General features: G+C 75.3%; 22 protein-coding genes and 1 pseudogene. 10 read left to right on the plus strand and 13 right to left on the minus strand.

What is annotated here, in order from left to right; translation table 11 throughout:
• The first annotated feature begins 166 nt into the window (after positions 1-166).
• From ACIOGZ_RS22205 to ACIOGZ_RS22220, 4 genes are all read left to right on the plus strand, one after another.
• Entirely contained in the window at positions 167-1,075 is a 909-nt protein-coding gene (locus ACIOGZ_RS22205) for a hypothetical protein (RefSeq protein ID WP_400986876.1), read from the plus strand.
• Between the two features lie 87 nt (positions 1,076-1,162).
• The gene (locus ACIOGZ_RS22210) at positions 1,163-2,074 is read left to right on the plus strand and encodes a hypothetical protein (RefSeq protein ID WP_400986878.1); all 912 of its coding nucleotides are present in this window, start codon (positions 1,163-1,165) and stop codon (positions 2,072-2,074) included.
• Positions 2,071-2,961, plus strand: a complete 891-nt coding sequence (locus ACIOGZ_RS22215; protein ID WP_363589075.1) for a hypothetical protein — start codon at positions 2,071-2,073, stop codon at positions 2,959-2,961. Before ACIOGZ_RS22210 ends, ACIOGZ_RS22215 begins: the two co-directional genes overlap by 4 nt.
• Positions 2,958-3,992 (plus strand): hypothetical protein, encoded by a 1,035-nt coding sequence (locus ACIOGZ_RS22220; RefSeq protein ID WP_363630989.1) that lies wholly within the window; start codon positions 2,958-2,960, stop codon positions 3,990-3,992. The genes ACIOGZ_RS22215 and ACIOGZ_RS22220 overlap by 4 nt, the downstream gene beginning before the upstream one ends.
• Positions 3,993-4,040: 48 nt before the next feature.
• Here ACIOGZ_RS22220 and ACIOGZ_RS22225 read toward each other — a convergent pair whose 3' ends face one another.
• Together ACIOGZ_RS22225 and ACIOGZ_RS22230 are read right to left on the minus strand one after the other, a co-directional pair.
• Positions 4,041-4,967 carry an endonuclease/exonuclease/phosphatase family protein gene (locus ACIOGZ_RS22225; RefSeq protein WP_363630990.1) on the minus strand — a complete coding sequence of 309 codons (927 nt, stop codon included), beginning with the start codon at positions 4,965-4,967 and terminating at the stop codon, positions 4,041-4,043.
• Between the two features lie 192 nt (positions 4,968-5,159).
• Entirely contained in the window at positions 5,160-5,810 is a 651-nt protein-coding gene (locus ACIOGZ_RS22230; RefSeq protein ID WP_363630991.1) for a M15 family metallopeptidase, read from the minus strand.
• A 188-nt stretch (positions 5,811-5,998) separates the two neighbouring features.
• On the opposite strand from ACIOGZ_RS22230, the gene ACIOGZ_RS22235 reads away from it, so the two are divergent.
• Together ACIOGZ_RS22235 and ACIOGZ_RS22240 are read left to right on the plus strand one after the other, a co-directional pair.
• Complete coding sequence (locus tag ACIOGZ_RS22235; RefSeq protein WP_063353004.1) at positions 5,999-6,670, plus strand: response regulator transcription factor; 672 nt, start codon at positions 5,999-6,001, stop codon at positions 6,668-6,670.
• Positions 6,667-7,800, plus strand: coding sequence for a HAMP domain-containing sensor histidine kinase (locus ACIOGZ_RS22240; RefSeq protein WP_363589083.1), 1,134 nt, complete (start codon positions 6,667-6,669; stop codon positions 7,798-7,800). Before ACIOGZ_RS22235 ends, ACIOGZ_RS22240 begins: the two co-directional genes overlap by 4 nt.
• A 30-nt stretch (positions 7,801-7,830) precedes the next feature.
• On the opposite strand, the gene ACIOGZ_RS22245 is transcribed toward ACIOGZ_RS22240, so the two are convergent.
• The 3 genes and pseudogenes from ACIOGZ_RS22245 to ACIOGZ_RS22255 all read right to left on the minus strand — a co-directional run bounded on the left by ACIOGZ_RS22245 (position 7,831) and on the right by ACIOGZ_RS22255 (position 10,398).
• Positions 7,831-8,550 (minus strand): hypothetical protein, encoded by a 720-nt coding sequence (locus tag ACIOGZ_RS22245; RefSeq protein WP_400986881.1) that lies wholly within the window; start codon positions 8,548-8,550, stop codon positions 7,831-7,833.
• Positions 8,551-8,677: 127 nt separating this feature from the next.
• Positions 8,678-8,995 (minus strand): annotated as a pseudogene (locus ACIOGZ_RS22250) (maleylpyruvate isomerase); the annotation flags it as partial.
• Positions 8,996-9,294: 299 nt separating this feature from the next.
• Positions 9,295-10,398, minus strand: a complete 1,104-nt coding sequence (locus tag ACIOGZ_RS22255; RefSeq protein WP_400986883.1) for an NADH:flavin oxidoreductase/NADH oxidase — start codon at positions 10,396-10,398, stop codon at positions 9,295-9,297.
• A 246-nt stretch (positions 10,399-10,644) separates the two neighbouring features.
• Here ACIOGZ_RS22255 and ACIOGZ_RS22260 point away from each other — a divergent pair, with 246 nt between their 5' ends.
• Positions 10,645-11,970, plus strand: a complete 1,326-nt coding sequence (locus ACIOGZ_RS22260; protein ID WP_400986884.1) for a cytochrome P450 — start codon at positions 10,645-10,647, stop codon at positions 11,968-11,970.
• 103 nt (positions 11,971-12,073) lie between these two features.
• On the opposite strand, the gene ACIOGZ_RS22265 is transcribed toward ACIOGZ_RS22260, so the two are convergent.
• Positions 12,074-12,349: a hypothetical protein gene (locus tag ACIOGZ_RS22265; protein ID WP_363589091.1), complete on the minus strand. Its 276-nt coding sequence runs from the start codon at positions 12,347-12,349 to the stop codon at positions 12,074-12,076.
• Between the two features lie 357 nt (positions 12,350-12,706).
• Between ACIOGZ_RS22265 and ACIOGZ_RS22270 the strand changes: the two genes are divergently transcribed.
• Positions 12,707-16,222 (plus strand): AfsR/SARP family transcriptional regulator, encoded by a 3,516-nt coding sequence (locus ACIOGZ_RS22270; protein WP_400986886.1) that lies wholly within the window; start codon positions 12,707-12,709, stop codon positions 16,220-16,222.
• Here ACIOGZ_RS22270 and ACIOGZ_RS22275 read toward each other — a convergent pair.
• The 5 genes from ACIOGZ_RS22275 to ACIOGZ_RS22295 form a co-directional block, all read right to left on the minus strand.
• Positions 16,216-17,541 (minus strand): serine hydrolase domain-containing protein, encoded by a 1,326-nt coding sequence (locus tag ACIOGZ_RS22275; RefSeq protein WP_400986887.1) that lies wholly within the window; start codon positions 17,539-17,541, stop codon positions 16,216-16,218. The genes ACIOGZ_RS22270 and ACIOGZ_RS22275 overlap by 7 nt on opposite strands.
• A gap of 323 nt (positions 17,542-17,864) precedes the next feature.
• Complete coding sequence (locus ACIOGZ_RS22280; protein ID WP_400986889.1) at positions 17,865-20,636, minus strand: M4 family metallopeptidase; 2,772 nt, start codon at positions 20,634-20,636, stop codon at positions 17,865-17,867.
• A gap of 575 nt (positions 20,637-21,211) precedes the next feature.
• Positions 21,212-21,412, minus strand: a complete 201-nt coding sequence (locus tag ACIOGZ_RS22285) for a hypothetical protein (protein WP_400986890.1) — start codon at positions 21,410-21,412, stop codon at positions 21,212-21,214.
• A gap of 23 nt (positions 21,413-21,435) precedes the next feature.
• Positions 21,436-21,636: a hypothetical protein gene (locus ACIOGZ_RS22290; protein ID WP_400986892.1), complete on the minus strand. Its 201-nt coding sequence runs from the start codon at positions 21,634-21,636 to the stop codon at positions 21,436-21,438.
• A gap of 249 nt (positions 21,637-21,885) precedes the next feature.
• Positions 21,886-22,608 carry a MarR family transcriptional regulator gene (locus ACIOGZ_RS22295; RefSeq protein WP_400986893.1) on the minus strand — a complete coding sequence of 241 codons (723 nt, stop codon included), beginning with the start codon at positions 22,606-22,608 and terminating at the stop codon, positions 21,886-21,888.
• Between the two features lie 225 nt (positions 22,609-22,833).
• Here ACIOGZ_RS22295 and ACIOGZ_RS22300 point away from each other — a divergent pair, with 225 nt between their 5' ends.
• Positions 22,834-24,036, plus strand: coding sequence for a serine hydrolase domain-containing protein (locus ACIOGZ_RS22300; protein WP_400986895.1), 1,203 nt, complete (start codon positions 22,834-22,836; stop codon positions 24,034-24,036).
• Positions 24,037-24,086: 50 nt separating this feature from the next.
• Here ACIOGZ_RS22300 and ACIOGZ_RS22305 read toward each other — a convergent pair whose 3' ends face one another.
• Complete coding sequence (locus ACIOGZ_RS22305) at positions 24,087-24,275, minus strand: hypothetical protein (protein WP_400812105.1); 189 nt, start codon at positions 24,273-24,275, stop codon at positions 24,087-24,089.
• A 159-nt stretch (positions 24,276-24,434) separates the two neighbouring features.
• Positions 24,435-25,292 carry a LysR family transcriptional regulator gene (locus ACIOGZ_RS22310; protein WP_400986897.1) on the minus strand — a complete coding sequence of 286 codons (858 nt, stop codon included), beginning with the start codon at positions 25,290-25,292 and terminating at the stop codon, positions 24,435-24,437.
• Between the two features lie 80 nt (positions 25,293-25,372).
• On the opposite strand from ACIOGZ_RS22310, the gene ACIOGZ_RS22315 reads away from it, so the two are divergent.
• Positions 25,373-25,867 (plus strand): cupin domain-containing protein, encoded by a 495-nt coding sequence (locus ACIOGZ_RS22315; protein ID WP_400986899.1) that lies wholly within the window; start codon positions 25,373-25,375, stop codon positions 25,865-25,867.
• The last annotated feature ends 52 nt before the right edge of the window (positions 25,868-25,919 follow it).

The raw sequence follows: 25,919 nt of genomic DNA on the forward strand, positions 1-25,919 counted from the left end.
CATCGAGTATTGGACCGGAGTGCGGCGATTAACTTTGTTGGCAGTGATGCGAACGGTCTCTCATAATGCCTGCTGAGACGCGTGATGGACGGTCCGGAGAACCGCCGGGGGAGCGGTTTGCGAGGAAGTCCGTGCGCGAGATCCCACATTTTCCCGGGGGAGTTCCTTGTCCGCGCCCGAAAACGAAACAGCCGCCGTTCCGGAGCAGCCCGACGCCGCGCCGGAACCGGCCGCCGTACCGCAGCACCCCGTCGTACCGCAGCACCCCGTCGTACCGCAGCCCGACGCTGCGCCGCAGCACGCCGTCGCACCCGAACCGGCCGCGCGCCGGCTGCCGCGCGCCGTCGGCGTCGCGCTGGCCACCGCCGGCCTGCTCGCCGTCACGGCGACCAGCGCCGCGGTGACCGTCGCCGTCGGCAGGCCGGACACCCGCCCGGCCGCCGCCGCCGCACCCGCGCCGGCCACCACCACCGCCTCCAGTCCGAGCCCGACGGCCTCCGCCACCCCGCTACCGGTGCCGACGCCCACCGCCGCCCCGACCACCCCCAAGCCGGCCAGCACCGTCAAGGGGACCGTCAACGGCGGCAAGCACGAGGGCGACCTGCGCTACTTCCTGCTCCCGATCCCGGACGGAGGCGAGTCGTACGGGCCCGCGGACGGGATGACCATGACCAACGACGACGTCGCCGACCTGTTCGGCAAGCAGGACGGCATCATGGACATCCTCGGCTCGTACGGCTACCAGTCGGGCGCCACCCGGATGTACCGGACGGCCGACGGCAAGGCCGAGGTCACCGTCACCCTGCTGCGCTTCGGCTCCACCTCGATGGCGCGCGAGTTCGTCCAGGGATACACCCTCAAGTCGCAGGACCCGATCGACATCGACGGCGACCCGAACGCCCACGGCTACCTGCACAAGCCCAAGCAGCAGGCGTACACCGGCTCGATGACCGGCATCTCCAGCCAGGGCGACGTCCAGTACACGATCGACGTCGAGGTGAAGGGGACACCGGACAAGGCGCTGCTGAGCGGGCTGATGAAGCGCCAGCGCGAGTGGCTCGCCTCCGGCGGCTGAACGCAGCTGAACGCGGTTGAACGCGGTTGAACCCGCGCCGCCGCCCGTCCCGACGCCGTCCTTCCCACCCTCCTCTGGAGCCACCCCGTGACCACCGAACCCGCGCTGCCCCCGCCCGGCACCGCGCCGGCGCCCGCCTCCCCGCCGCAGCCCCACACCGCGCCCACCGAATCGCCCGCCACCGAATCGCCTGCCGCCGAACCGCCTGTCGCTGAACTGCCTTTCTCCGCACCGCAGTTCACCACTGAAATGCCGTCCGGCGCGCCGGCTCCCGAGCTCCTGCCGCCCGCCCCCGAGCGGGCGCCCCGCGCCCCGCGCCGCCCGCGCCCGGTGCTGCTGGCGGTGTCCGGCCTGGTGCTGGGCACCCTGGCCGGCGGCGGCGTCGGCTACGCCGTCCAGGCCCAGCGCCCGCCGACGCCGCTGCCGCCGATCCAGGTCGCGCGCCCGTCCTACCCGGCCGCGGTGGTCGACCCGACCGCCTTCGCCGCCCAGCAGCCCAAACCGCTGGCCATCGACGGCGACCTGCTCAAACTGCTGATCGGTGCCCCGGACGGCAGCGCCGCCTGGGGAGAATTCCCGGACAAGCCGAGCTGGGTGTCGGTCGGCGAGTTCGCCGAGCACAGCGACAGCGCGGTCCGCGACTTCAAGGACCTGAACTCCCGGGGCTTCCGGCGCGCGGCCGAGGTGGACTGGAAGAAGGGCGACACCAGGTACCGCGTGTCGCTGGTCCAGTACGCGCCGGACCGCGCCAACGAAGCCGCCACGCACGCCGTCGGCACCACCCGCAACCTGAAGCCGTTCGCCGACGGCGCCAACGGCGGCTACCGGGTGGACGAGGCACCCAGGTACTGGGCCGACAGCGCCGATCGGTACTACTACGGCCAGGCCGTAGCCCAGCGCGGCACGGTGGCGATGGTGGTGGAGGTCTTCGACCCCAAGCCGGTGAACCCCGATGTCGTGAAGGACCTCGCCAAGCAGCAATGGGAGCGGCTGGTATGACCGACAACAGCATGACCGGGACCCCGGCCGCCACGCCGGCGCCGACCGCCCCCGAGGCGGCCCCGGCCGCCGTCGAACAGTCCGCCGCCGAGCAGCAGTTCGCCGCCGATCCCGCCGCGCCGACCGCCGCCGATCCCGCCGCCCCGCGCCCCGCCTCCCGCCGCCTGCTGCGCGCGGGCGCCGCGACGGCAGCGGCGGCGCTGGCCGGGGTGGCCATCGGCGTCGGCATCATCAAGACCCAGTACGACGACCCCGCCCCGGCCGTCGCCGCCGGGCCGTCCGCCGCGCCCGTCCCGACCGCGACCGCCACGCCGTTCGGCGCCAAGTCCAACGGCAACCACTTCGGTTCGCTGCGCGACCTGCTGCTGCCCGTCCCGGCCGGCTACGAACCCGGCCCGGACGAGGGCGGCTACGGCAACGACACCGAACTCGGCGCCGAGTTCCTGTCCGCCGAACTGGACGACGAACTCCAGCAGATCCCCAAGGACAAGCGCGACAAGCTCCGCTCCTACTGGGAGGGCCTGCACGTCAAGGCCACCGGCGTGCGGACGTACCGGACCAGCGAGGACGACCTGGTGGTCGGCCTGAAGCTGCGCCAGTTCAACCAGCAGGAAGTGCAGAAGCTCAACGAGTACACCGCGGTCTTCACCGGCGACACCGGCCTGTTCCGGATCGGCCCGGAGATCCCGGGCCACCCCGAGGCGCACTGCTACCTGATGCCGGCGCCGCCGTCCGCGCCGATCGACTACCTGGAGTGCTCGGCCGCCGAGGGCGACCTCCTGGTGGTCATGAACGTCGAGGGCGTGGCACCGCTGCCCAAGGACCGGATCGTCGCCCTCTTCACCCTGCAGCTCGACCGCCTCGCCCGCCCGGGAGCGTCCGCATGACCGACCACGCAACCCCGCACGAACCCGCCGCCCCCGCCGAGACCCCCGCTGAGGCCGCCGTCGAGACCCCCGCGGGCACCTTCGCCGAGTTCCCCGCCGCTCCCGCCGCGGAGACCCCCGAGGAGCACGAGGCCCGCCTTGCCCGGCGCAGCGCCCGCCGCAGGGCGGCCGCGCGCTGGGCCACCGCCACCCTGGTGTTCGCCCTCGCGGGCACCGGTGCCGCGCTGGCCGTCACCGCCCCCGAGCGCACCGACCTGCCCGGCCTGGCCACCCCGGGCGACGGCCGCTACACCTTCCCGCCGCTGACGCTGCCGCCGCTGCCCTCCGGCAGCAGCACGCCGGACCGTACGGGCGGCAAGAACGCCCTGCACGCCGCGGACCTGCGCTACCTGCTGCTGCCCGCCCCCAAGGAGGCCGGCGGCAGCCTCACCCCGGCGCTCTACCCGGTTCCCACCGCCTCGGCCACCGGCACCCCGTCGGCGAGCGCGACCCCGAGCCCGACCGCCTCCGCCTCCGCCTCCGCCTCGGCGTCGGCGTCGGCGTCGGCGGGCGCGAGCCCGTCCACGGCCCCCGCCGGCCAGGCTCCGGCCGACTGGGTCACCTGCGACGCGATCCTCGCCGAGCAGCGCGACCCGGCCGAGCTCCGCGCGCTGCTCCTGCAGGACGCCTGCCGGGCGGCCACCGTCCGGGAGTGGACGGCCTCCGACGGCACCCGCACCCAGATCCGGCTGCTGCGCTTCGGCGCCTCCTTCGAGTCCTGGAACGTCTTCTCCTCCCTGCGCTCCGACGCCAAGCCCAATGCCCTGCCCGGCGCGAAGAGCACCTCCCACAGCGCCTGGGACACCGTCGAGGGCGTCCACCTGGACGCCCAGGAGAGCTCGGCGAAGGGCGCCAAGGGCACCCCGAACGCCCGCATCGCCTACCTCTGCGCCTCCGACCTCGTCGCCGTCGTCACCATGACCAACCCCGACGGCGTCCCGGACGCGGCCTTCCGCCAGGTGGTCACCCTCCAGTCCGACCTCCTCGCCTGACACCGGCCCCCGGGCCCGCCGCCCCCGGGCCCGCCGCCCGCACGCCCCTCACACCGTCAGCCGGGCGGCGGCGGGCAGGTGGTCGCTGGAGGTGGCGGGCAGGGTCCAGGCGGCGGTGGCGGGCAGGCCCCGGGTCATGACGTGATCGATCCGGGCCAGCGGGAAGACCGCCGGCCAGGTGAACCCGAAGCCGCCGCCCGCGCTGTCCTGCGCGGAGCTCAGCCGGCTGGTGACCGGGGTGAGCGCGTGGTCCCCGGCGGCGGTGTTGAGGTCGCCCAGCAGCAGCACCCGGTGCAGGGGCTCCTCGTCCAGCGCGGCGCCGAGCGCGGCGAGGTTGCGGTCGCGGTGAGCGGTGGCGAAGCCGGTGACGTTGAGCCGGACGGAGGCGAGATGGACCACGTACACGGCCAACGGCCCACCAGGGGCCTGGACTTCGGCCCGCAGTGAGCGGCTCCAGCCCGGGTCGATGGTCAGCCGCCGTGCGTCGGTCACCGGGTAGCGGCTCCACAGCGCGACGGTGCCGATCCGCGTGCGGTGCGGCAGTTCGGCGTCCAGCACGTGCTGGTAGACGGGCAGCGCGGCGTCGGTGACCTCCTCCAGGGCGACCAGGTCGGGGCGGGCGGCGAGCAGCGCCCGGGCCGTGCCGGCGGGGTCCGGGTTCTGCGCGCTCACGTTGTGGGTGACCACGGTCAGGCCCGCACCGCCGGCCGGGCCCGCACCGCCCCCCGGCGGCGGCGGGCCGCCGCCGGCGAGCACCGGCCCGAGCACGACGGCCCACACCGCGGCCAGCACCACCGCGGCGCACGCCGGCACCGGCGCTCGCCGCAGCGCGGCGGCGAGCAGGACGGCGGGCACCACGACACCGGCCCAGGGCAGGGCGCTCTCCCACAGGCTCCCCAGCTGGACGCCCAGGCTCGGCACCCGCCGGTGACCGGCCAGGGCGAGAGCGGTCAGCAGGGCCACGGCGGCGGCCACACGGCCGCGCCGCCAGCGCCCGACCGGCTCGCGCCGCTGCCGCCGCCGACGGCATCGACGGCCGCCCGGGCGGGAGACACCCGTCGAGGCGCCCCCCACCGTCCCCTGTCCCGCCCCCGCCACCGCTCCCGGCCTTGAGACCGCCCCCGCCCCCGGCGCGAGCCCCTCCTGCGATCGGATCATGAACGCCCCCTACCCGGCCGCGTCGGGCAACTGGGCCGGACAGGTCCCGCCAGGGCTGGTCAGCAGCTCGAAGTGCCAGATCTCGTTGGCGTACACCTGGCAGAGCCCGTACCGCGCGCCGTGCTGGATCAGCCAGTAGTCGGCATTGGTCGGACCGATGTCGATCGCCTTGCCCGAGACGTGCGCCGACTTCTCCGGCGTGTTCACGAACTGCCTGGCCCGCTCCAGACTCCCGTACCTGGCCACCCCCTTGTCGAGCAGCCGCTGCTGGTACTCCTTGCTGCGCCAGCCCGAGGTGACGGTCATCTCGATGCCCTGGGCGCGCGCGTCCCCGGCGGCCTGCTGGACGGCTGCCAGCAGCGGTCCGTCCAGGTTGCCCACCGCCGGCGCCCCGGTGTCGAACGGGGTCAGCGTCGTGCCGTCGGGAATGTCGCCGTCCGCCCCCGCCGAGGAACCGGACCCCGGAGCGAGGGAGGAGGAGAACGGCGCGACGGTGGCCGCCAGGGTCCGCAGCGCCGCCTCGGTCGCCGGCGGATCGGCGGCCGCGCAGGCGCCGGCCAGCGCCAGCACCACCACCGCCCCGGTGCCCACGGCCACCGCCCGCCGGCCGCCCCCCACCGGCCGCCACCGCGTCGCCTCCTGGCGCGTCGTCCCGTCCATCCCTGCCTCCCGGCGCTCGTCACTTCGCCGCGACGGGGAAACCCGGCGGCCACACCATGGGAGGAAAAGCGGTGTTACCAGGACGTCTGCACTAGCCGATACGTTTTCGATAGGCCCGTTCGTGTCCAATGGACGGCAACGGCAACGGCAACGGCAACGACAGCAAGAGCGGGACGGGAGAACAGCGCGTGCGGGTCCTGGTGGTGGAGGACGAGATCTACCTCGCCGAGGCGGTCCAGGCGGGCCTGCGCCTGGAGGCGATCGCCTGCGACATCGTCACGGACGGCGACGCCGCCCTCGAACGCCTCGCCGTCCACACCTACGACGTCGTCGTCCTGGACCGCGACATCCCCGGCACCCACGGCGACGACGTCTGCCGCACCATCGTCGAGCACCGCCTGGGCTGCCGCGTCCTCATGCTCACCGCCGCCGCCCGCCTCAACGAGAAGGTCGCCGGCTTCGAACTCGGCGCCGACGACTACCTGACCAAACCCTTCGACCTCGCCGAACTCGTCGTCCGGCTGCGCTCCCTGGCCCGCCGCCCCGCCCAGGCCGCGCCCCCCGTCCTCGAATACGCCGGACTGCGCCTGGACCCCTTCCGCCGCGAGGTCTACCGCGACGGCCGCTACGTCGCCCTCTCCCGTAAGCAGTTCGCCGTCCTGGAGGTCCTGATGACCGCACGCGGCGGCGTCATCAGCGCAGAGAACCTCCTCGAACGCGCCTGGGACGAGAACGCCGACCCGTTCACCAACGCCGTCCGCATCACCATCTCCGGCCTGCGCAAACGACTCGGTGAACCCTGGGTGATCCAGACCGTGCCCGGCGTCGGCTACCGCCTCACCGACGGCACCCCCACGTGAGCGCCCCGCCCCGCACCCGCCCCGCGCCGCGACCGCGCCGCCTGACCGCCCGCCTGCGACTCACCCTCAGCTACACCCTCTTCGCCGTCATCACCGGCACCCTCTGCCTGGCCGTCGTCTACGTCGGCATGCGCTACATCCCCAACTACCCGCTCACCTCCTCCAACCCCCGCGACCGCCTCTCCGCCCCCTCCCGCCAGGAGATCCTCCGCTCCCTGCTCACCATCTCCGGCTACGCCCTGGCCCTGCTCACCGCCGTCGGCACGATCGGCGGCTGGTTCATCGCCGGCCGCGTCCTGCGGCCCCTCCAGGACATCACCAGGGCCGCCCACCGCGCCGCGAGCGGAGCACTCGAACACCGCATCGCCCTCGCCGGCCCCCGCGACGAGTTCACCGACCTCTCCGACGCCTTCGACGAGATGCTCGAACGCCTCCAGCGTTCCTTCGACGCCCAGCAGCGCTTCGCCGCCAACGCCTCCCACGAACTGCGCACCCCCCTGGCCATCACCCGCACCATGCTCCAGGTCGCCGCCGCCGACCCGGCCCGCCAGGACTGGACCACCCTCGTCGCCCGGCTCCAGGACACCAACCAGCGCGGCATCGAGATCAGCGAAGCCCTCCTCCAACTCGCCGACCTCGGCCACACCGCCCCCGAACTCGAACCCCTCGACCTGGCCCGCACCACCCGCGACGCCCTCGCCGCCGTCCAGGAGGAGGCCGCCGCCCTGGGCGTCACCGTCACCACCGACTGCCGGCCCGCCCCCGCCACCGGCAACCCGGTCCTGCTGCGCCAGGCCGCCGTCAACCTGCTGCAGAACGCGCTGCGCCACAACCTGCCGACCGGGGGATCCGTCACCGTCACCACCGGGGCCGATCCGGACCGCCCCGGCCGGGTCCGGCTCGCCGTCACCAACACCGGCCCCCGCCTGGCCCCCGAGACCGTCCCCACCCTCACCGAGCCCTTCCTGCGGGGTCGCGGCCGCACCGCCCAGTCCGACCCCGCCCGCCGCGGTCACGGCCTCGGCCTGGCCATCGTCGTGGCCGTCACCGACGCCCACCACGGCGACCTCGGCCTCGCCCCCGCCCCCGGCGGCGGCCTGCACGCCACCCTCAGCCTCCCCGCCCGCTGAGCCCGGCCGCCGTCCCGCCGAGCCCCGGCCTCACCCCGTCGGCTGCCCGGGCCGGCCCGGCACCCACAGCGGCGCCGGGCCGCCGAGCGCCATGTACCGGGCCGCGTCCTCCTCCAGCCACCCGTCCACCCGGCCCGGATCGCCGCCGCACGACTCCACCAGCGCGGCGGCCGCGATCCGGGCACAGGCCAGCATCAGCGCCAGGGTGTCCCGGCGGCGGTGCCGCTCCCGGACGTACGCCTCGCCCCGCTCGTCGATACGCCGGCCGTGCGCCTCCCGGCCCTCAGCCTCCCGGCCGTGCGCCTCCCGGCCGGCCGCCGAAGCGCCCCCGCCCCCGTCCCCCTCGCCGGCGGTGACCGCCTGGACGCCGTGCCACACCAGGGCGAGCGCGGCCGGTTCGGCCGGGTGCGTCACCTCCGCCCGGCCCGCCTGCTCACGGGCCTCCGCCGACCGCCGGCCCAGCCACTCCAGCACCGCCGGCACATCCCCCTCGCGGGCCTGGAGCACCAGCTCCGCCGCCCGGTACGCGAGCGCCCGCAGGACCTCCCCGGCCGGCACCCGCAGCCCCGGCACCGGCGGCTCGCCGAACGCCAGCCAGGCGTCCGCGAACGACGCCGCCCGCATCCGCCCCAGCCACGCCGGAGCCCCGGCCGCGTCGCCCACCCACTCCTGCGCACCCAGCCGGACCAGGCCCGCCGCGGCAAGCCGCGCCGCGTCCCCGTCCAGCCCGCACAGCCGTCCACCCCTCACCGCGCACCCCCGTCAGCGCCCTCAATCCCGTGACGGGCACATCCCACCACACCAGGACGCAAGCGAACTAGACAGGGACCCGACAAAAATTTCCGACGCCGCCCAGCCGCCGCCCAGCCGCCGCCCAGCCCAGGACCAGCGGCAACCGCCCCGCCAGAGCGCCCAGCGCGGCCCGCTGCGCACCGGTGGAGGCGCGCCGTCCCGTCCCGACCAGCAGTGCGTCCCGGTCGGAGAACGACGCGGGGAACGCGGCCCCGGCGATCCCCTCCAGCAGCGCGCGCGAGCGCCGCAGCCCCTGCGCCGGCGGCCCCGGCACCCCGGGCAGGAACGCGGCCAGGCCGAGATGGTGCAGCGTCCACTCCAGGACGTACGCGTCGAGGTGGTCGCCCGCCGTGAGCACCTGTCCGCGCGTACCGACCCGCGGCGCCGGACCGGCGAGCCCGGCGACCGCCGCCCGCAACGCCGTCCGACACCGCGCGAAGTCCTCCGTCCCCGCGAACTGCCCGCCCGCACCCCCGGGCCCGGCGGACCGGGGGTGTGATGCTGTCCCCGGCCGCCACCCAGGTCGTCGCACCGTTCGACAGTTCGGCCATGTGGCCGCCCCCCGCTGACGGTTCGCCCTGTGCCGCGGTCCCCGCCGCGGTGCCCGAAGAGCTGGTCACGGGTGTGCGGGGCCGGCGGGCCTCCGCGGCGAACCGGGCCGCCGGAACCGCGGGGCCCCCGGCCGCCCGTACCGGGGCGCCGCTACGCGAGGTGGTACTGCGCGGGGGTGGAGACCCGGGCGCCGAGTTCGGCGGCGGCGCGGCGCGCCCAGTACGGGTCGCGCAGCAGTTCGCGGCCGAGCAGGACGGCGTCGGCCCTGCCGGCGGCGAGGATGTCCTGGGCCTGGACGGGGTCGGTGATCAGGCCCACGGCCGCCACGGGCATGCCGGCCCCGCTGCGCACGGCCTCGGCGAAGGGCACCTGGTAGCCGGGTCCGGCGTGGATCGTGGCGTCGGGGACGAGGCCTCCGGTGGAGACGTCCATCAGGTCCACGCCGTGGGCCAGGAGTTCCTCGGCGAGGCGGACGGTGTCCTGCGAGGTCCACCCGGTGCGGCCGTCCTGCGGGTTCTCGGTGAGCCAGTCGGTCGCGGAGACGCGGAAGAGGACGGGCAGGTCCTCGGGCCACGCCGAGCGGACGGCGTCGACGACCTCCAGGGCGAAGCGGATGCGGCCCTCGAAGGAGCCGCCGTAGGCGTCGGTGCGGTGGTTGCTGTGGGGGGAGAGGAACTGGTGGATCAGGTAGCCGTGGGCGCCGTGGATCTCGACGGCCCGGAAGCCGGCGTCGAGCGCGCGCCGGGCGGCGTCGGCGAACTGCCGGACGATCCCGCGGATCTGCTCCTCGGTGAGTTCGTCGGGCCTGGTCCGGGTGGGGGCGAAGGGGAGGGCGCTGGGGGCGAGCGGCGTCCATCCGTGGGCTTCGTCCGGGGCGAGGGCGCGGCCGCGGTCGATCCAGGTGCGCTCGGTGGACGCCTTGCGGCCGGCGTGGGCGAGCTGGAGGGCCGGCGCGGTGCCCTGTGCCGTCAGGAAGGAGGTGATCCGCCGGAAGGCCGCGACCTGGGTGTCGTTCCAGATCCCGAGGTCGTAGGGGGTGATGCGGCCTTCGGGGCTGACGGCGGTGGCCTCCATGATGATCATCCCCGTGCCGCCGGTGGCGCGTGCCGCGACGTGGGCGAAGTGCCAGTCCGTCGGGGCTCCGGCCGCGTCGCCGTCCGGAGCGGCGCTGTACTGGCACATCGCCGCCATCCAGACGCGGTTGGGGACGGTCAGGGTCCTCAGGGTGTAGGGGGTGAAGAGGGTGGTGCTCATGGGCGGACTCCTGTCGGCGGAGGCGGGGCCGGGGGAAACCTTCTCGAATGATTGCAAGTGCAATTTGTGTGACACCACAATAGTTGTGCACGCTGATTGCTTGCAAGCGCTGGCCATTTCATCCGGTGTCGCCACCTGCCGGCGGACCCGCTCCCGCGCGATCCTGGTCCCCACGGCCGTCGGCGCTGCGCCGCCCGTGTCCACCGTCCGGGCGGCGGATCCGACCATGCGTCACCAGGAGGTCCGATGAAGATCCCCGGTCCCGACCCCCGGCCGGACGGCGGGGTCGGCGCCATCGCGCAGGCCGGCGGGCTGCACGCCTACCAGCTGTGGCTGCACGCCGAGTACGGCCCCGTGGCGCGGTTCCAGCTGCCCGGCGCCGAGACGGCCGTGTCGGTCGCCGACCCGGTGCTGCTGGAGGCCACCGCACACCTGGACCGTCGCCCCGAGCGCCTGTTCTCCTTCCTGGACCCGCTGTTCGAGGCCGGCAACCTGCAAGTGCTCCCGGCGGACGAACACGCCCCGTGGCGCCGCACCCTGCTCTCGGTCCTGGCCGGCCGCCCCTCGCACGAGCAGGCCTTCGACCGCCTCACCGCGCTCGCCACCGGCCTCGCGGACCGCTGGGCCGCGCGGGGCGCGCGGGGCGAGGCCGTCGCGCTGCAGCAGGACCTGGCCGCCCTGTCCCTGCGGATGATCTGCGCGTACGCCCTGGGCGGCGAGGTGGAGGGCCCGGACGTCGTCGCCGCCGCCTTCGAGGAGGTGCTCGCCGACTACCTGGAACGGCTCTACCAGGTGCCCCCCGCCGTCGACCCGCAGGAGCGCGCCGAGCGGACCGCGCGGGCGCTCGCCCTCCTGCGCGCGACGGTCGACCGGGTGATCGCGGCCCACCGCGACGGAGCCCGCGCCGACCGCAGCGACCTGGTCGGCGCACTGGTCGAGGCCGGCGAGCGCCCCGCCCGGATCCGCGACACCGTCCTCGCGGCGATGCTCGCCGCCCACCACACCACCGGTGTGGCCGTCTCCTGGACCCTGCACCTGCTGGGCCGCCACCCGGGGGCGGCCGAACGCGTCACCGGGGAACTGGACCGCGTGCTCGGCGACCGCGCGGCCCCCGGGTACGCCGACCTGCGGCGCCTGCCGTACCTGCGGACGGTCCTCCAGGAGTCGATGCGCCTCTACCCGCCCGGCCCGTACGGCGCGCGCCAGACCACCCAGGCGCTCACCCTCGGCGCGTACGAGGTCCCGGCCGGGGCGGTGGTCTTCTACCCGTTCTGGGCCGTCCACCTGAACCCCGACCACTGGCCCGAGCCCGAACGGTTCCGCCCCGAGCGCTTCACCCCGGAGCAGGCGGCCGGACGCGCGCGGCTGGCCTGGGTCCCCTTCGGGTTCGGCCCGCGCAGCTGCGAGGGCGCCGCCCTGGCCATGGTCGAGTGCGAACTGCTGCTGGCCGTCCTCCTCAAGCGCCTGCGCTTTCGGCCCGTGCCGGGCCACCGGGTGGTCCCGGCCGAACGGTTCGTCCTCTGGGCGGCCGACGACATCCGCATGCTCGTCAGCCCGCGCCGGGCCGGGTGAGCGCCGCGGGCCCGCCGGCGCGCCCCGCGCGGCCCGGCCCCGGGCGTGCGGGTGCCCCGGGACGAACCGCCCCGGGGCACCCGGCATGGGGGAGCGGCGGGGATCAGCCCCCGATGCCGATACCGGTCTCGGTGGCGTAGCCGGCGACGCCGTTGGGGCCCACCGCGACGGCGGCGTCGAGGAACGAGGCGCCGTCAGGACCGAACTGGACGTCGGTGATGTGCAGGGCACTGCCGTTCGGGCCGACGGAGAACGCCCCGTGGTCGTAGTTCAGGGAGGGGATGTTGTCGGGGGTGGCGGCGGAGGCGATGGTCGCCCCGCCGAGCACGAGCGGGAGGCAGAGGGCGGAGACGGTCAGGACACGGCGCGCAGTACGCATGGGGGAAGAGCCCTTCCAGATAAGGGTGGTGATGGTCGATCGGACCGCCACGAAATGGCGGCCTGTCACCATCCACACACATTCGTATGCGGAGCGCGACCGGGGATGGCTGTCCGGGGCTACCGGTTCACCCGGGCCCCCCATCGCCGCCCCGAGGACGTGACGGGCGGCCCGCCGGAGCCCGGGGAGCGCCCCGCCCGCGCGGCGCCGCAGCCCCGGTGACGGGCCGCCCGGCGACCGGCGAGGCCGCCGGCCCCGCCGGGACACCGCCCCGGACACCGCTCACGGCCGGGGCGGGCGCGCGGGCGCCGGCCGGCGACTTGACGATCAAACCGGTGGTGCTGCGATAGTGACCCGGTGCGCGTCGGCCTGCTCGGACCCCTGGTACTGGACGCCGGAGCGGGCCCGCTGCCGATCGGCGGCGCGCGGCTGCGGGCGCTGCTGGCCTACCTCGCGCTGGACGCCGGCCGCGCCGTCCGGCCGCAGGCCCTGGCGGACGCGCTGTGGGCCGAGGCACCACCGGCCGACCAGACGAACGCCCTGCAGTCACTGGTGTCCCGCCTGCGGGGCGTCCTGGGCGACCCCGCGCTGCTCACCTTCGGACCGGCCGGGTACCGGCTGGCCGTCGAGGCCGGCGCGGTGGACACCGACCGGTTCGAGCAACTGGCCCGCTCCGGAAGGCACTTGCACGCGCAGGGCCGGCCGGCCGAGGCCGCCGCCGCGCTGCGGGAGGCCCTGGCCCTGTGGCGCGGCCCCGCGCTGGCGGACGTGCGCGAGGCGCCGTTCGCCGACGCCGAGGCCCGGCGGCTGGAGCGGGCGCGGCTGGTCGCCCTGGAGGACCGGATCGAGGCCGACCTCGCGCTGGGCGCCGGACCGGAGCTGATCGCCGAACTCGAATCGCTGACCGCGCGGCACCCGCTGCACGAACGGCTGCACGCCCAGCTGATCCGGGCACTGGCCGCCGGCGGCCGGGGCGCCGAGGCACTGGCCGCTTACCAGCGGCTGCGCGCCCGGCTGGCCGACACCTTCGGCAGCGACCCCGGACCGCAGCTGCGGGCGGCCCATCTCGCGGTCCTGCGCGGCGAGCTCCCGGCACCCCCCGGCCACCGCACGCCCGCTGACCGCCAGCAGTTCCCCGGCCACCGCACGCCCGCTGACCGCCAGCAGTTCCCCGGCCACCGCACGCCCGCCGACCAGCCGCCACCCCAACAGCCGCCACCCCAACGGCCGGAACCCCAACGGCCGGAACCCCAACGGCCGGAACCCCGCCGAGCACGGCCGCCCGGCAACCTGGACGCGCCGCTGACCAGCTTCGTGGGCCGCGAGGACGACATCCGCCGGGTGGCCGAGCTGCTCGGCCGGGCCCGCCTGGTCACCCTGGTCGGACCCGGGGGGTCCGGCAAGACCCGGCTGGCCACCACCGCCGGCCGCCGGCTCACACCGTCCGGCGGGGTGTGGTTCGCCGCCCTGGCCCCGGCCGGCCCGGCGGACGTGCCCCGCGCGGTGCTCGACGCCCTGCGGACGCGCGAGGCCGACCTGCCCAAGAGCGCCGCGGCCCCGGCCCGCCGCCCCGGCACCCCCGGTACCACCGAGGAGATCCTGGACCGCCTGACCGAGGTGCTCACGCGCGACGACCCGGTCCTGGTGCTGGACAACTGCGAACACGTGATCGAGGCGGCGGCCGCGCTGGCCGAGACCCTGCTCGGCCGGTGCCCCGGGCTGCGGGTACTGGCCACCAGCCGGGAGCCGCTGCGCATCGACGGCGAGAACCTGCACCCGGTGCTCCCCCTGGAACTGCCCGAACCCGGCTCGACACCCGAACAGGCCCGCGCCTGCGCGGCGGTCCGGCTGTTCCACGACCGGGCCGCCGCCGTGTGCCCCGGCTTCGCCGAGGAGGACGGCTCGCCGGCGGCGGCGGTCGAGATCTGCCGCCGCCTGGACGGCCTGCCACTGGCGATCGAACTGGCCGCCGCCCAGCTGCGCACCCTGCCGGCCGAGGTGGTCGCCGCCCGGCTGGACGACCGGTTCCGGCTGCTCACCCGGGGCAGCCGCACCGCCCTGCCCCGCCACCAGACGCTGCGCGCCGTGGTGGCCTGGAGCTGGAAGCTGCTGGCCGCCGACGAGCGGGCGCTGCTGGAACGGCTGTCGGTGGCGCCCGGCAGCTTCACCGAGGACGCGGCGCAGGCGGTCGGCGGGCTCGGCGCCCCGCACGCCGACCACCACCCCGGCGACCACGACGCCCCCACCCGCGATGTCCGGGAGCTGCTGGCGGCGCTGGTCGACAAGTCGCTGCTGCACCCGCTCGGAGCCGCCGCCACGGGAGAGCCGCGCTACCGGATGCTGGAGACCATCCGGGAGTACGGCCTGGAGCAGCTCACCCGCCGCGGGCAGGACGGTGCCGCCCGCGAACGCCACTGCGGGTTCTTCCTCGCCCTGGCCGAGACGGCGGAGCCGCGGCTGCGCACCCGCGACCAGCTGCGCTGGCTGGCCCGGCTGTCGGCCGAGTGGGACGACCTGCTGGCCGCGGTCCGCTGGGCGGTGGAGTCCGGGGACGCCGCGACGGCGGTCCGGTTCGGCGCCGCGCTGTGCTGGTTCTGGTCCATGCGGGGCTATCCGCCGGAGTCGCTGGACCTGCTCGAACGGGTGCTGGAGGTCCCCGGGCCGGCCGATCCGGGGGCCCGCGCGCTGGTGGTCGCGACGTACGAGGTCGGCACCGAGTCCATCGGCCGGCCGGAGGACAGGGCGGCCGCCTTCGGCCGGATCGAGGCGGCGATGGCGGGTGTCGACCCCGGTGTCCACCCCCTGCTGGAGCTGGCCCGGCTGGCCGCGGCCATCGCCGGCCCGCAGCCGCCGCCGCGCCCGCCCGACTTCCCGCGCACGCCCGACCTCCCAGCCCCCTCGGGTTCCCCGGGCTCCCCGGACTTCCCGGACGGCGAGCGCAAGGACCCCTCCAGCGGCCCGTTCACCCTGCTCGTGCGGGGCCTGCTGACCCTGCACACCGGGGACGTCACCGAGGCGACGGGCTTCCTCGCCCACGCGCTGGCCGGTTTCGAGGCGCTCGGCGAGCGGTGGGGCATGGCGACCGCGCTGAGCACCCTCGGTTCGCTGCGGCGGCGCTCCGGCGACCTGGCCGACGCGCTGGCGATGAACGAGCGGGCCACCCGGTACTTCCAGGAACTCGGGATGCAGGAGGACACGGTCGACAGCGATGTCCAGGCCGCCCTGATGCGCGCCCAGGCCGGGGACGCGGACGGCGCGCGGCGGCAGCTGGCGGGCCTGCTCGAGGAGGTGGCGCAGGCCGGATGGGCCGAGCCCCGGGCCGTGGTGTGCCTGGGCCTGGCCCAGCTGGAATGGCGGGCCGGGCGACGGGAGCCGGCCCGCGCGCACGCCCTGGCCGCCCTGGACCAGGCCCCCGGCGGCCAGCCGGCGCCCTCGCACCTCACCGCCCTGCTGCTGGGCGTGCTCGCGCAGCTGGACGCGGCGGACGGCCTGCCCGGCGCGGCGGTGCGCCGGCTCGACCACCCGGCGGTGCACCTGGTGCTGACCTGGAACTCGGCGGTCGCGGCCCGGATCGCGGTGACGGCCGCCGACATCGAGCTGTGCCGCGGCCGGCCGGGGGAGGCGGCGCTCCTGCTCGGCGCCGCCGACCTGCTGCGGGGCTCGGACGACCTCGGTGACACCGACGTGCGCAGGATCGCCGGGCGGGCCACGGCGGACCTGGGAGCCGCCGGGTTCGCGTCCGCGCACGCCGCGGGTGCGGCGATGGCGCGGACCGAGGCCAGGGACCTGCTGTCCGCGATCATCACCTCACCCTCACCCTCACCCGAACCCTCACCCGTACCCTCACCCGCGGCCGGGCCGCCCGGTCAGTGAGCCGGAGCCGGAGCCGGAGCCGGAGCCGGAGCCGGAGCCGGAGCCGGAGCCGGAGCTGAAGCTGAAGCCGGAGCCGGAGCCGGAGCCGGAGCAGGGGCCGGCTTGCCGAACATGGCGCAGGTCACCGCACTCTGCAGGGCCTGGCCGGCCGCGGTGAGCTCCGCGTCGGCCCCGAACTCGAACAGGAACTCGGTCGAGATCAGGACGGTGGCGGTACGGCTGCCCGTGCCGTCGGTGAGGTTGGTGCTGGAGTAGCCGGTGATCCCCCCGTCGTGGGCCCAGACGGTGCCGCAGGGGGTGCGGACCGTCCCGATGCCCAGGCCGGAGCCGGGCCCGTCCACCGGGTTCTGCGGGTCCATCGGCACGGTGGCGCGCAGCTGCGCCAGCTGGGCCGCGGGCAGCAGCCTGCCGGACATCAGCGCGTTGTAGAAGCGGGACCAGTCCTGCGCGGTGGACACCACGGCCCCGGCCGCCCCGCCCCAGCCCGGGTCGTTGCCGGAGACGTCCACCCGGCCGTCGCGGTGCACCCCGGCCACGTCCCGGAACGCCGCGGGCACCCCCGCCGGCATGTGGGCGGAGTCCGGCTCGTAGCCGCGGACGTAGCGGCCGTGCCAGTTGCCGTCCGTGGCGAGGTAGGTGTGTTTCAGGTCCAGGGGACGGGCGATCCGGTCCTGGATCAGGTCGGCGAGGCTCGCTCCGGTGATCCGTTCCAGGACGGCGCCGACCGCCGCGTAGTCGGTGTTGCTGTAGGACCACCGGGTGCCCGGCGGGAACAGCGCCGGGCGCTTGACGCCCACGGCGAGCAGTTCGGCGGAGGTCCACCGGTGCGGGTCCTTGCCGAGGATCGACGGCAGGACGGCGGGGTCCTCGGTGTAGTCGGGCAGGCCGCTGGTGTGGTTCAGCAGCATCCGCAGCGTGATCGCCCGGCCGTCGGGCACCTGGCCCGGCAGCCACGCCTCCACCGGGTCGGTCAGCGCGAGGCGCCCCTCGGCGGCCAGTTGCAGGGCGATCACGGCCATCATGGTCTTGGTGTTGGAGCCCATCCGGAACTCGTCCCCCGCCGCGAGCCGCTGGTCCGCCGCGGCCCAGGGGGCCTGCTCGGCGATCTCGACGGGCCGGCCCCGGCCGTCGTCCACCCGCACCACCACGCCCGGTGCCCCGGCGGCCACCAACTGCCGCGCCAGCTTCTCCAGTTGGACCCGCTGCGCCTCGGCCCCGCCCCGGGTCGCGGAGGGCGCGGACCCTGCGGCGGCGGGGAGGGGGGCCGGGAGCGCCGGTCCGGCGGCCAGCCCCACGGTGAGGGCCGACGCCGTCAGCACGAGCGGCGCCAGCCGCAGGCGGCGCGACCACCCCGGGCGGGAGGGCGAAGGGGCCGCCGAAGAAGGAGTGGAAGAAGGAGAAGTAGCTGACGGCATGGATGCGGTTCCCTCTGCTTGCCGGGTGATCTGGACGGGCCCAGCCTGTGGCCCGCCGCTGGCAGACCGCGCACAGCGCGCTGTCAGGCGCCCGCTGTCCGCCCCGGATCGGGTGCCCGCCTCGCTGTTCGCCCCGGTGCCCGCTGTCCGCCCCGGATCGGGTGCCCGCCTCGCTGTCCGCCCCGGTGTCCGCCGGCACCGGGGCGGACGACGCTGCCGTGCTCGGATCAGCAGGACCCGGCCGGGCGGTCGCGGACCACGAGGTCGTTGCGTCCGGCGGTGGCGTCCAGCCAGACCACCCGGGTGCCCTGGTCGGCGGCGGCGTGGAACTGGCTGCCCCGGTTGCAGGAGACCCGCACGGGGGTGCCGCCGCTGACCGGCAGCTGGTACAGCTTGGGCAGAGCGGCGTTCGACCAGCCGCTGCTCGGCTGGGCGCTGCGGTGCGTGAAGGTGACGGCCTGGTCGGTGGCGGTGAGCTCCATGTCCGCCGGGGTGTACGGCGAGTCGGTGGAGAGCAGGTCGCGCACGCCGGAGCCGTCCAGGGCGCCGGAGCGCAGGGCGGCCGGGCGGGTGCGGTCGGCCGGGGCGGCCAGCCAGAGCAGCCGGTCGCCCGCGAGCAGCGGGGAGGCGAGGTACGGCGGGTCGGTGCCGTTCGGGGTGCTCACCGGGTACTGGGCGGTGACCTTGCCGGTGGCGGTCGAGAAGGCCGTCGGCGCCTGGACGGTGGCCCCGTCGGCCGTCCAGGACTCGATCCAGCCGAGCAGGCCGTCCTTGAACGCGAGGGACGTGAGGTTGTGGCCCTCGGGCAGCGGGAGTTCCACGGGCGGGGCGCCGTCGTGGGAGAGGCGGACCCGGGTGCGGCCGGTGTCGTTGTCGGTCACCGTGAAGGCGATGTCCCCGCCGGATACCTGGACGCTGCCGGGCGACTGGTCGGAGGAGTGGAACACGCTGCGCACCGGGCCGCCGGACAGTGGACGGGTCAGCACCTCCGTCCCCCACGTGCCGGTGGCGTCGGGACCGATCGCCAGCCAGACGGCGGACTTGCCGTCGGTGGCGGCCCAGCCGTGGATCCGCCCGTCGTCCGGGCTGAGCCGGGTCGGGGTGTCGGCGGTGGTGGTGGAGCCGGTGTACAGGGCGGTCGTGCCCTTGCCGTTCGGGTCGGTGTTGCCCATCACCCAGTGGCCTGCGCCCGCGGCCGGTCCGACCGGGGCGGAGGTGCCGGGCAGCAGCGGGCGGGTGTCCGTCCCGAGTCGGCTCTGCCAGCCGGCCTTGATCCCGTGTGCGTCGAACGCGGCCGCCACCTTGCGCAGTTGGGCTCCGCTGAGCTTGAGGGCCCGGCCGGCGGCGAGTACCGCGTTGCGTCCGTCGACGAAGTCGTCCAGCGGGGTGAGGTATTCGGCCATCGCCCGGTAGACGAGGCGGTCGGCGGTGAGCGGGTCGAGGGTGTGCCGGATGTCCCACAGGGCGCCGCTGAAGATGGTGGAGTTGAGGTGCGCGCCGCCGTTGTCCAGGTCGAGCCCGGCGCCGAGGTAGTCGTCCACGGTGGTGCGGTGGTCGTCCAGGCGGCGGTTCGCGCAGTCCTGCGGGGTGCCGGTGCGGCACAGGTTCTCGCCCATCAGCGGGGCCGCCGGGTCGTCCATGGATATGCCGCGGGCGGTGACCTCGATGGCGTTGCCGAAGTAGTCGGCGATGCCCTCGTTCATCGCGCCGGACTGGCCGTCGCCGACCAGGTTGGCGGTGTGCTGGATGACGCCGTGGGTCATCTCGTGCCCGGCCACGTCGAGGGCGGCGGAGAAGGGCAGGAACCTGGCGTTGCCGTTGCCGTAGAGCATTTTCTGCCCGTCCCAGGCGGCGTTGGGGAAGGGCTTGCCGCGGTTGCTCACGTTCACCACGGAGGTGATCGCGCCGCCCTTGCCGTCCAGGCCGTCGCGGCCGAGCCGGTCGTGGTAGAAGCCGTACACGGCGGCGGCGTTGAGGTGGGCGTCGGTGGCGCCGCTGGTGCCGGTGGAGGCGGGGAAGGCCGGGTCCGGGGAGCCGACGGGCAGGCTGCCGTCGGGCAGTCGGCCGCTGAACTCGTTGTAGTCCCGTCCGGTCGCGTCGTAGGTGGTGATGGTGACGGGCCGGGTGAGGTCGACGAGTTGGTAACTTCCGTCCGGCTGGCGGGAGATGTTCACCGGCACGGTACGGCCCAGGAGGTCGGGGGCGGTCCCGGTGGCGGGCTGGGCGGCGGCCGCGCCACGGGCGGCGCCGGCCCCTGTGTCGCCGGCCCCGGTGTCGTCGGCGCCGCTGACCTGGTACGGGGCCGAGGAGTCGTGGGCGAGGGCGACCACGCCGAGCGTGGCGTCCGCGTAGACCTCGCGGACCAGTGGCTCGCCGTTCCCCGGGTCGGCGGTGTGCACGGTGAAGTGCCGGGTGAGCCGGCCGGTGCCGCCCGGCAGGACGACCAGGCCGCGGTCCTCGGCGGTGGCCGCGGCCCGGGCGCGCGGGTCCTGGAGCGAGCCGAGCGCCAGCGTGCGCAGCACCGCGTCCGGCACGGTGGGGGCGGTCGGTGCGGTCAGCCCGGTGAAGTACTTGCCGCCGACCGACTCCACCCGCTGGTCGGCCCCCTCGCCGGTGAGGCGGACCAGGTACTGCCCGCCGAGCACCGGTATGCCGCCGTGGTACTGCTGGAACCTGACGGTGCGCCGGTCGGCGGCCGTGCGCTCGACCGCGAGTTCGGCCAGCTGCCCCGGATCGACCCGGTACCGGTCCAGGTGGGCGGCGAGATGGGCCCGGGCCGCCTCGGCCGGAGCGCCGGGCGCCGCCTCGGACAGTCCGGTCACCAGCTGCGGGGCGGCGGTGCCCTCGCCGGCCACCAGGCCGGGGACGGGATCGGACTCGGCGGTGGGGCCCGGTGGCGCGGCCAGGGCGGGGGAGGCGGTCACGGTGAGCGCCAGCGCCAGACTCAAGGCGGCGCCCGAGCCGAGCACCCTGGCCACTGAACGGGAACGGTGGTGCACTGCGGTCCTCCACGGAAATCGGCAGTGACGGCAGCACGACAGAGCTGCCTTTCACGGAGGAACGGGGCACCGGACAGGCCCGGTTCAGCCGTTTGCCGCCCTCCGGCCGCCCCCGCGGTGCGCGGCTCTATTGTGGAGATTGTGGATGGGCAGGTGTCGGGTGTGGTCGTGGGGTGGTTCGGGGTCGTCGGTGTTCCGTGTTACCTCGCTGGGGGCTGCCCGGAGCGGGACGGCCCGGGCCGTCTGATCGTCACCCGTGCCATCTGATCGTCGCTCGGGCCGGTATCGCTCTGCCTTTCGCTCTGTCCGTGGCCGCCCCCGGGCGTCGGTGCGATGTCCTCCAGGGTGTGTTCTCCTGGGTCGCGGTGGGTCTCGGTGAGTCGGGTGTGTGTACGGGCCGGGTCTGGTTCGGCCTGTGTGTCGACCTGGGGTGGGCGGAGACGCGACTCCGTGCCCGGCTCTGCCCCGTCGGTCGGTCCCGGGCTTCCGGCCCTGTGGTCTGAACCAGCTCCTGCCGGGCCGCCGGACGTGCCGGGGGTCCCTGTGTCGTTCGGCCGGGTCCGGGGGGTGTGCACTCACATGCGGACCACGACCATGCCCCGCTGGTTGTTCATCAGCATCGACAGCAGCGCGACTCCGAGGCCGGCCGCCGCCGGTCCCCCCACCGTGAGCGGCATCGTGTTCTCCCGGCGGCGGCGTTCCTCTTCCAGTTCGGTGGCGGTGTGGTCCTCGGCGGTGGCCTCCTGCGCCGTCGTCATCTGAACCTGGGTGCTCATCGATCGGTCCTTCCTCGGTCCGTTCAGTGGTACGCGGAGGGGTTGCCGTGCTGCTGGGCCTGGGCGGGCCGGTTGGGGGCCTGGCCGCCGGCCGGACCGGTGGACTGGTCGGGGTTGTACGGCGGCGGCACGTACGGGCCGGTGATCGTGCTCCGCCGTCCCTCCGGCGCCTGGAAGATCGACACCGCGGCCATCACCAGCGAGGTCGCGGTCGAGATCGTCATCAGCTGACGGGTGCTGAGCCTCGGCAGCGGGAAGTCCTCCGGTCGTTTGCGCGTGCCCGCCATCGCCGTCCGTCGCGTCCCCGGCGGCCCCGGCCGTCGGCACGCCCCGGGGCCGAGTGCCGGCCCACCGCGACCACTTTGTCGAAGACCCGCCGCGGATCCGCGGATACGGCACCCGATCGGGTGCGGAGCCCACCCGCCTGGACCATCGCGCATCTCACCCGACCGCCCCGCAGGGGGTGCCCGGGATCAGCCGGTCCGCGATCCGGGCCGGCTCTCCTCCCGCCACTGCCGTACGGAGCGCACGATGTCCTGGCCGATCCGGTCCAGGAGGGCCGCGGCGTCGTCCATCCGGGCGCCGGCCGGTGTGCCGGGGCCGAGGGTTTCGGCGCCCTGGCGGGCGACGCCGGCGAGCGTCGTGTTCCGCTCGGCGCTGGCCAGCAGCGCCCGGTACCAGACGTCGTCGTCGATGACGTACCGCTCCCGGCGCTGCTGTTCGCCGCGTTCGCGGCGGATCAGCGCCTGGCCCTCCAGGTAGCCGACGGCCTTGGAGACGGCGGCCGGGCTGACCTGCAGCCGTTGCACCAGTTCGCCCGCGGTGAGGCTGCCGTCGTCGGTGACGTACAGGCACGCGAGGACCCGGGCGGCCATTCTGGGCAGGCCGCTGTGCACCAGCAGCTCGGCCAGTTCGTCGGCGAACTCGCGTACCGCCTGCGGGTCGCGGCCCTGGGCCGGCGGCGTGGCGGCGGCGGCCCGTCGGGCGGTCGTGCCGCTGCGGCGGGAGCGCTGCGCGGTGGCGCGTTGGGCGTGTTCGGCCCGGTAGTCGCAGGGCCCGCCGTTGCGGGCGATCTCGCGGGTGACGGTCGAGGTCGGCCGTTCGATCTGCCGGGCGATCTCGCCGTAGCCCAGCCCTTCGGCCAGTCCGGCGGCGATCCGGTGGCGGTCCTGCGGGGTCAGCCTGGCTCCGGGCATCCGTCCTCGTCTCCTTCCGTCGCGTGAACAGTATCCGTCCGGCTCACCCACTGTTGCAATGGGACTGCGACATTCTGTTGCATTCACCGGGAGGATCATTGCAAGAATATTGCGGCATCTACCTGCGTATACATCCACCATTGGCGGGTTTCGTATTGACCATTATGTGAATTTGCTCGTAGCTTCCTTCCCGAACCGCGACACCACATCGAGGGGGAACACGCCATGGGAACCACCACGCGCGCTGCCGTCGCCACCCTGCTCGCCGGGGCCGTGCTCGCCGGGGCCGTGCTGGCCGGCGCCGCCACCGCACCGGCGTTCGCCGCGCCCGCGCCGGACGGCGGGGGCGGGCACCCGGGGGTCCAGCGGGTGCTGGACCGGGCGGTGGCCACGGGCGGTCTGCCCGGCGCCGTCGCCGAGGTCCGGGACGGCCACCGCCGGTGGTTCGGCAGCGCGGGCGTCGCCGACCTCGCCACCGGGCGGGCCCGTCTCGCGCAGGACCGGTTCCGCATCGGCAGCACCACCAAGACCTTCGTCGCCACCGTCGTCCTCCAGCTCGCCGCCGAGGGGCGGCTGAGCCTCGACGACAGCGTGGAGCGCTGGCTGCCCGGCCTCCTGGGCGCCCCCGGCTACGACGGCGACCGGACCACCGTGCGCCAACTCCTCAACCACACCAGCGGCATCTACAACTACGCGATGGACGAGAAGGTCCGCCAGGAGGCGAGCGGCCTGCCCTTCCTCCGGCACCGCTTCGACGGCTACACCCCCGAACAGCTCGTCCGGATCGCGGTCGCCCACCGGCCCGACTTCGCGCCCGGCGCCGGCTGGACCTACTCCGACACCAACTACGTCCTCGCCGGCCTGATCGTCGAACGGGCCTCCGGCGCCACCCTGGCCGCGCAGATCAGGCAGCGGATCACCGCCCCGCTGGGCCTCACCGGCACCTACGAGCCCTCCTCCGGCGACACCGCCGTCCACGGGCCGCACGGGCGCGAGTACTCGCGTCTGGGGCTCACCGGGGCGAACGCCACCGCCTACGACGTGACGGAGCTGAGCCCGTCCTGGGGCTGGGCCGCCGGCGACATGATCTCCGACGTTCGCGACCTGAACACCTTCTTCGCCGCCCTGCTGGGCGGGCGGCTCCTGCCGCCCGTCCAGCAGCGGGAGATGTTCACGATGGTCCCGACCGGGCACCAGTGGATCGACCAGGCGGACTACGGTCTGGGCGTCGCCGGCATCAGGCTCGACTGCGGCCCCACCGTCTGGGGCATGGGCGGCGCCGTCAACGGCTCGTGGTCCTACGCGTTCGGCACCCGCGACGGCCGGCACCTGCTCGCCACCAACGTCAACGGCGACTGGGTCGAGGGGAGTTGGCCGATCGCGGTGTTCACCTCCGAGCTGGAGTCGGAGTTCTGCCCCCGCTCGTGACGGCCCGGCTCGTGACGGCCCGGCTCGTGACGGCCGTCCGGCCGGGGGCGTCAGGGCAACGCGGCCGCCGTGCGCAGCGGCACCGAGCGTTCGCGGGTGTTGCGGCCCGGCCGGGCGGCGAGTTCCGGCTCGGCCCGGGCCTCGGTGGTGCGGCCGAGCCAGGTCAGCAGTTCGCCGTGTACGCCCGGGAGCAGGTGCGACCCCGAGAGCCGGCCGGAGGCGGCCAGTTCGTCGACCATGTGCAGCGTCGAACGGCGTGGTCGCGGATCGACACGGCGGGCGGACCGGGACCACTTTTTCGACGGACGCCGCCCTCCCGCGGGGCGCCGTCCCCTCCCGTCTGGCGGTGCTCAGGCCTGGCGGTGCTCCCGTCTGGCGGTGTTCAGGCTTGGCGGTGCTCACGTCTGGCGGTACGCGGCCGTCGCGATCTCGGCGAACGAGCGGACCAGCGGGTTGGTGTCGCCGTCGTTCCACACCGCGACCACCGGGCTGGGTGCCATGTCGGCCAGCGGGACCGTGGTGAGGTTCTCGGGCAGGTCGTGTCCGAGCAGCGGGGCCAGGCCGACGGTGCTGTTCCAGAGCACGGCCTGGAGGCATTCTTGGACGCCGCGTACCACGGGGCCCTCGCGTGGGGTGCCGCCGTTCCAGTACGACTGCCACCGGGGATCGGTTCCCGGGGGGAACTGGAACCAGCGGCGGTCGGCCAGGTCGGCCAGTTCCAGGCGGCCGCGCCGGGCCAGTGGGTCGTCGGCGCGCAGGACCGCGCCGACCGGGTCGGTGCGCAGGACGCGCACCGCCAGGGCGGTGTCGTCGAACGGCGCGCGGGTCAGGGCGACGTCGACCAGTGCGGCGCGCAGTCCGCAGGTCGGGTCGGTCAGGTCGGTGCCGCGTACGCGGATCTCGACGCCGGGGTGGCCGCGGCGGAAGGCTGCCGCCAGCCTGGTGATGCCGGGGTCGGTGCCGTCGCCCAGGATGCCGACGGTCAGGGTCGCGGCGCCGGCCGCCGCGGCCACGCGCGCGCGCAGGCGCTCGGCCCGGTCGAGCAGGTCCCGCGCCTCGTCGAGCAGCACGGCCCCCGCCGGGGTGAGGGTGACACCGGCGGGGGAGCGGGCGAACAGCAGGGCGCCGCCCTCCTTCTCCAACTGCTTGATCGCCCGGCTCAGCGGCGGCTGGCTCATGTGCAGGCGGGTGGCGGCCCGGCCGAAGTGGAGTTCCTCGGCGACCGCCACGAAGTAGCGCAGGGTACGTAGCTCCACGCTGCGACGATACCCCCCGGGTATCGGCGTGGCGCAACGGGTCTTGGACACCGGCAGGGCCCCGGCGGTGGACTCGGAACATGACCGACACAGCGAAGACCAGCGAACCGCAGGCCGGCCCCACCGTATCGGTGGTCGCCCCCGGCGACGGCGAGACGATCGTCCTGGGCACCACGCGCATGCGCGTCCTGGAGGACGGCAGCCGCACCGGGCACCGCCTGGCGATGACCGAGTCCCTCCTCGCCCCGCACACCCCCGGACCGCCGCAGCACCGCCACGCCCGCCACGACGAAGGCTTCTACGTCATCTCCGGCACGGTGCGCTTCACCGTCGGGGACCTGCACCACGACGCGAGCGCGGGCACGTTCGTGATGGTCCCGCCCGGCGCCCCGCACACCTTCGCCAACGTGACCGACCACAGCGCCGTCATGCTCAGCGTGTTCACCCCCGACCTGTACGTGCAGTACTTCCGGGACCTGCGGGACATGACCGCCGACGGCAGGCCGCCGACCCCCGAGGCCGGCCTGCGCACGATGAGCCGCTACGCCACCGAGCCCGCCACCGACGTGGCCTGAAGCCCACGGCCACCCGCCAGCGGTGACCGTGAAAGGACGTCATGACTGCGAT

The organism is Kitasatospora sp. NPDC088160, assembly GCF_044741445.1.
GTDB lineage: Bacteria > Actinomycetota > Actinomycetes > Streptomycetales > Streptomycetaceae > Kitasatospora.

What these genes read in the sequence shown, in the direction of transcription:
- ACIOGZ_RS22215 (WP_363589075.1), top strand. Translation starts at nt 2,071, where the DNA reads ATGACCGACAACAGCATGACCGGGACCCCGGCCGCCACGCCGGCGCCG.
- ACIOGZ_RS22220 (WP_363630989.1), top strand. Translation starts at nt 2,958, where the DNA reads ATGACCGACCACGCAACCCCGCACGAACCCGCCGCCCCCGCCGAGACC.
- ACIOGZ_RS22230 (WP_363630991.1), bottom strand. Translation starts at nt 5,810, where the DNA reads ATGGACGGGACGACGCGCCAGGAGGCGACGCGGTGGCGGCCGGTGGGG.
- ACIOGZ_RS22255 (WP_400986883.1), bottom strand. Translation starts at nt 10,398, where the DNA reads ATGAGCACCACCCTCTTCACCCCCTACACCCTGAGGACCCTGACCGTC.
- ACIOGZ_RS22260 (WP_400986884.1), top strand. Translation starts at nt 10,645, where the DNA reads ATGAAGATCCCCGGTCCCGACCCCCGGCCGGACGGCGGGGTCGGCGCC.
- ACIOGZ_RS22265 (WP_363589091.1), bottom strand. Translation starts at nt 12,349, where the DNA reads ATGCGTACTGCGCGCCGTGTCCTGACCGTCTCCGCCCTCTGCCTCCCG.
- ACIOGZ_RS22285 (WP_400986890.1), bottom strand. Translation starts at nt 21,412, where the DNA reads ATGAGCACCCAGGTTCAGATGACGACGGCGCAGGAGGCCACCGCCGAG.
- ACIOGZ_RS22290 (WP_400986892.1), bottom strand. Translation starts at nt 21,636, where the DNA reads ATGACGATCTCGACCGCGACCTCGCTGGTGATGGCCGCGGTGTCGATC.
- ACIOGZ_RS22295 (WP_400986893.1), bottom strand. Translation starts at nt 22,608, where the DNA reads ATGCCCGGAGCCAGGCTGACCCCGCAGGACCGCCACCGGATCGCCGCC.
- ACIOGZ_RS22300 (WP_400986895.1), top strand. Translation starts at nt 22,834, where the DNA reads ATGGGAACCACCACGCGCGCTGCCGTCGCCACCCTGCTCGCCGGGGCC.
- ACIOGZ_RS22305 (WP_400812105.1), bottom strand. Translation starts at nt 24,275, where the DNA reads ATGGTCGACGAACTGGCCGCCTCCGGCCGGCTCTCGGGGTCGCACCTG.
- ACIOGZ_RS22315 (WP_400986899.1), top strand. Translation starts at nt 25,373, where the DNA reads ATGACCGACACAGCGAAGACCAGCGAACCGCAGGCCGGCCCCACCGTA.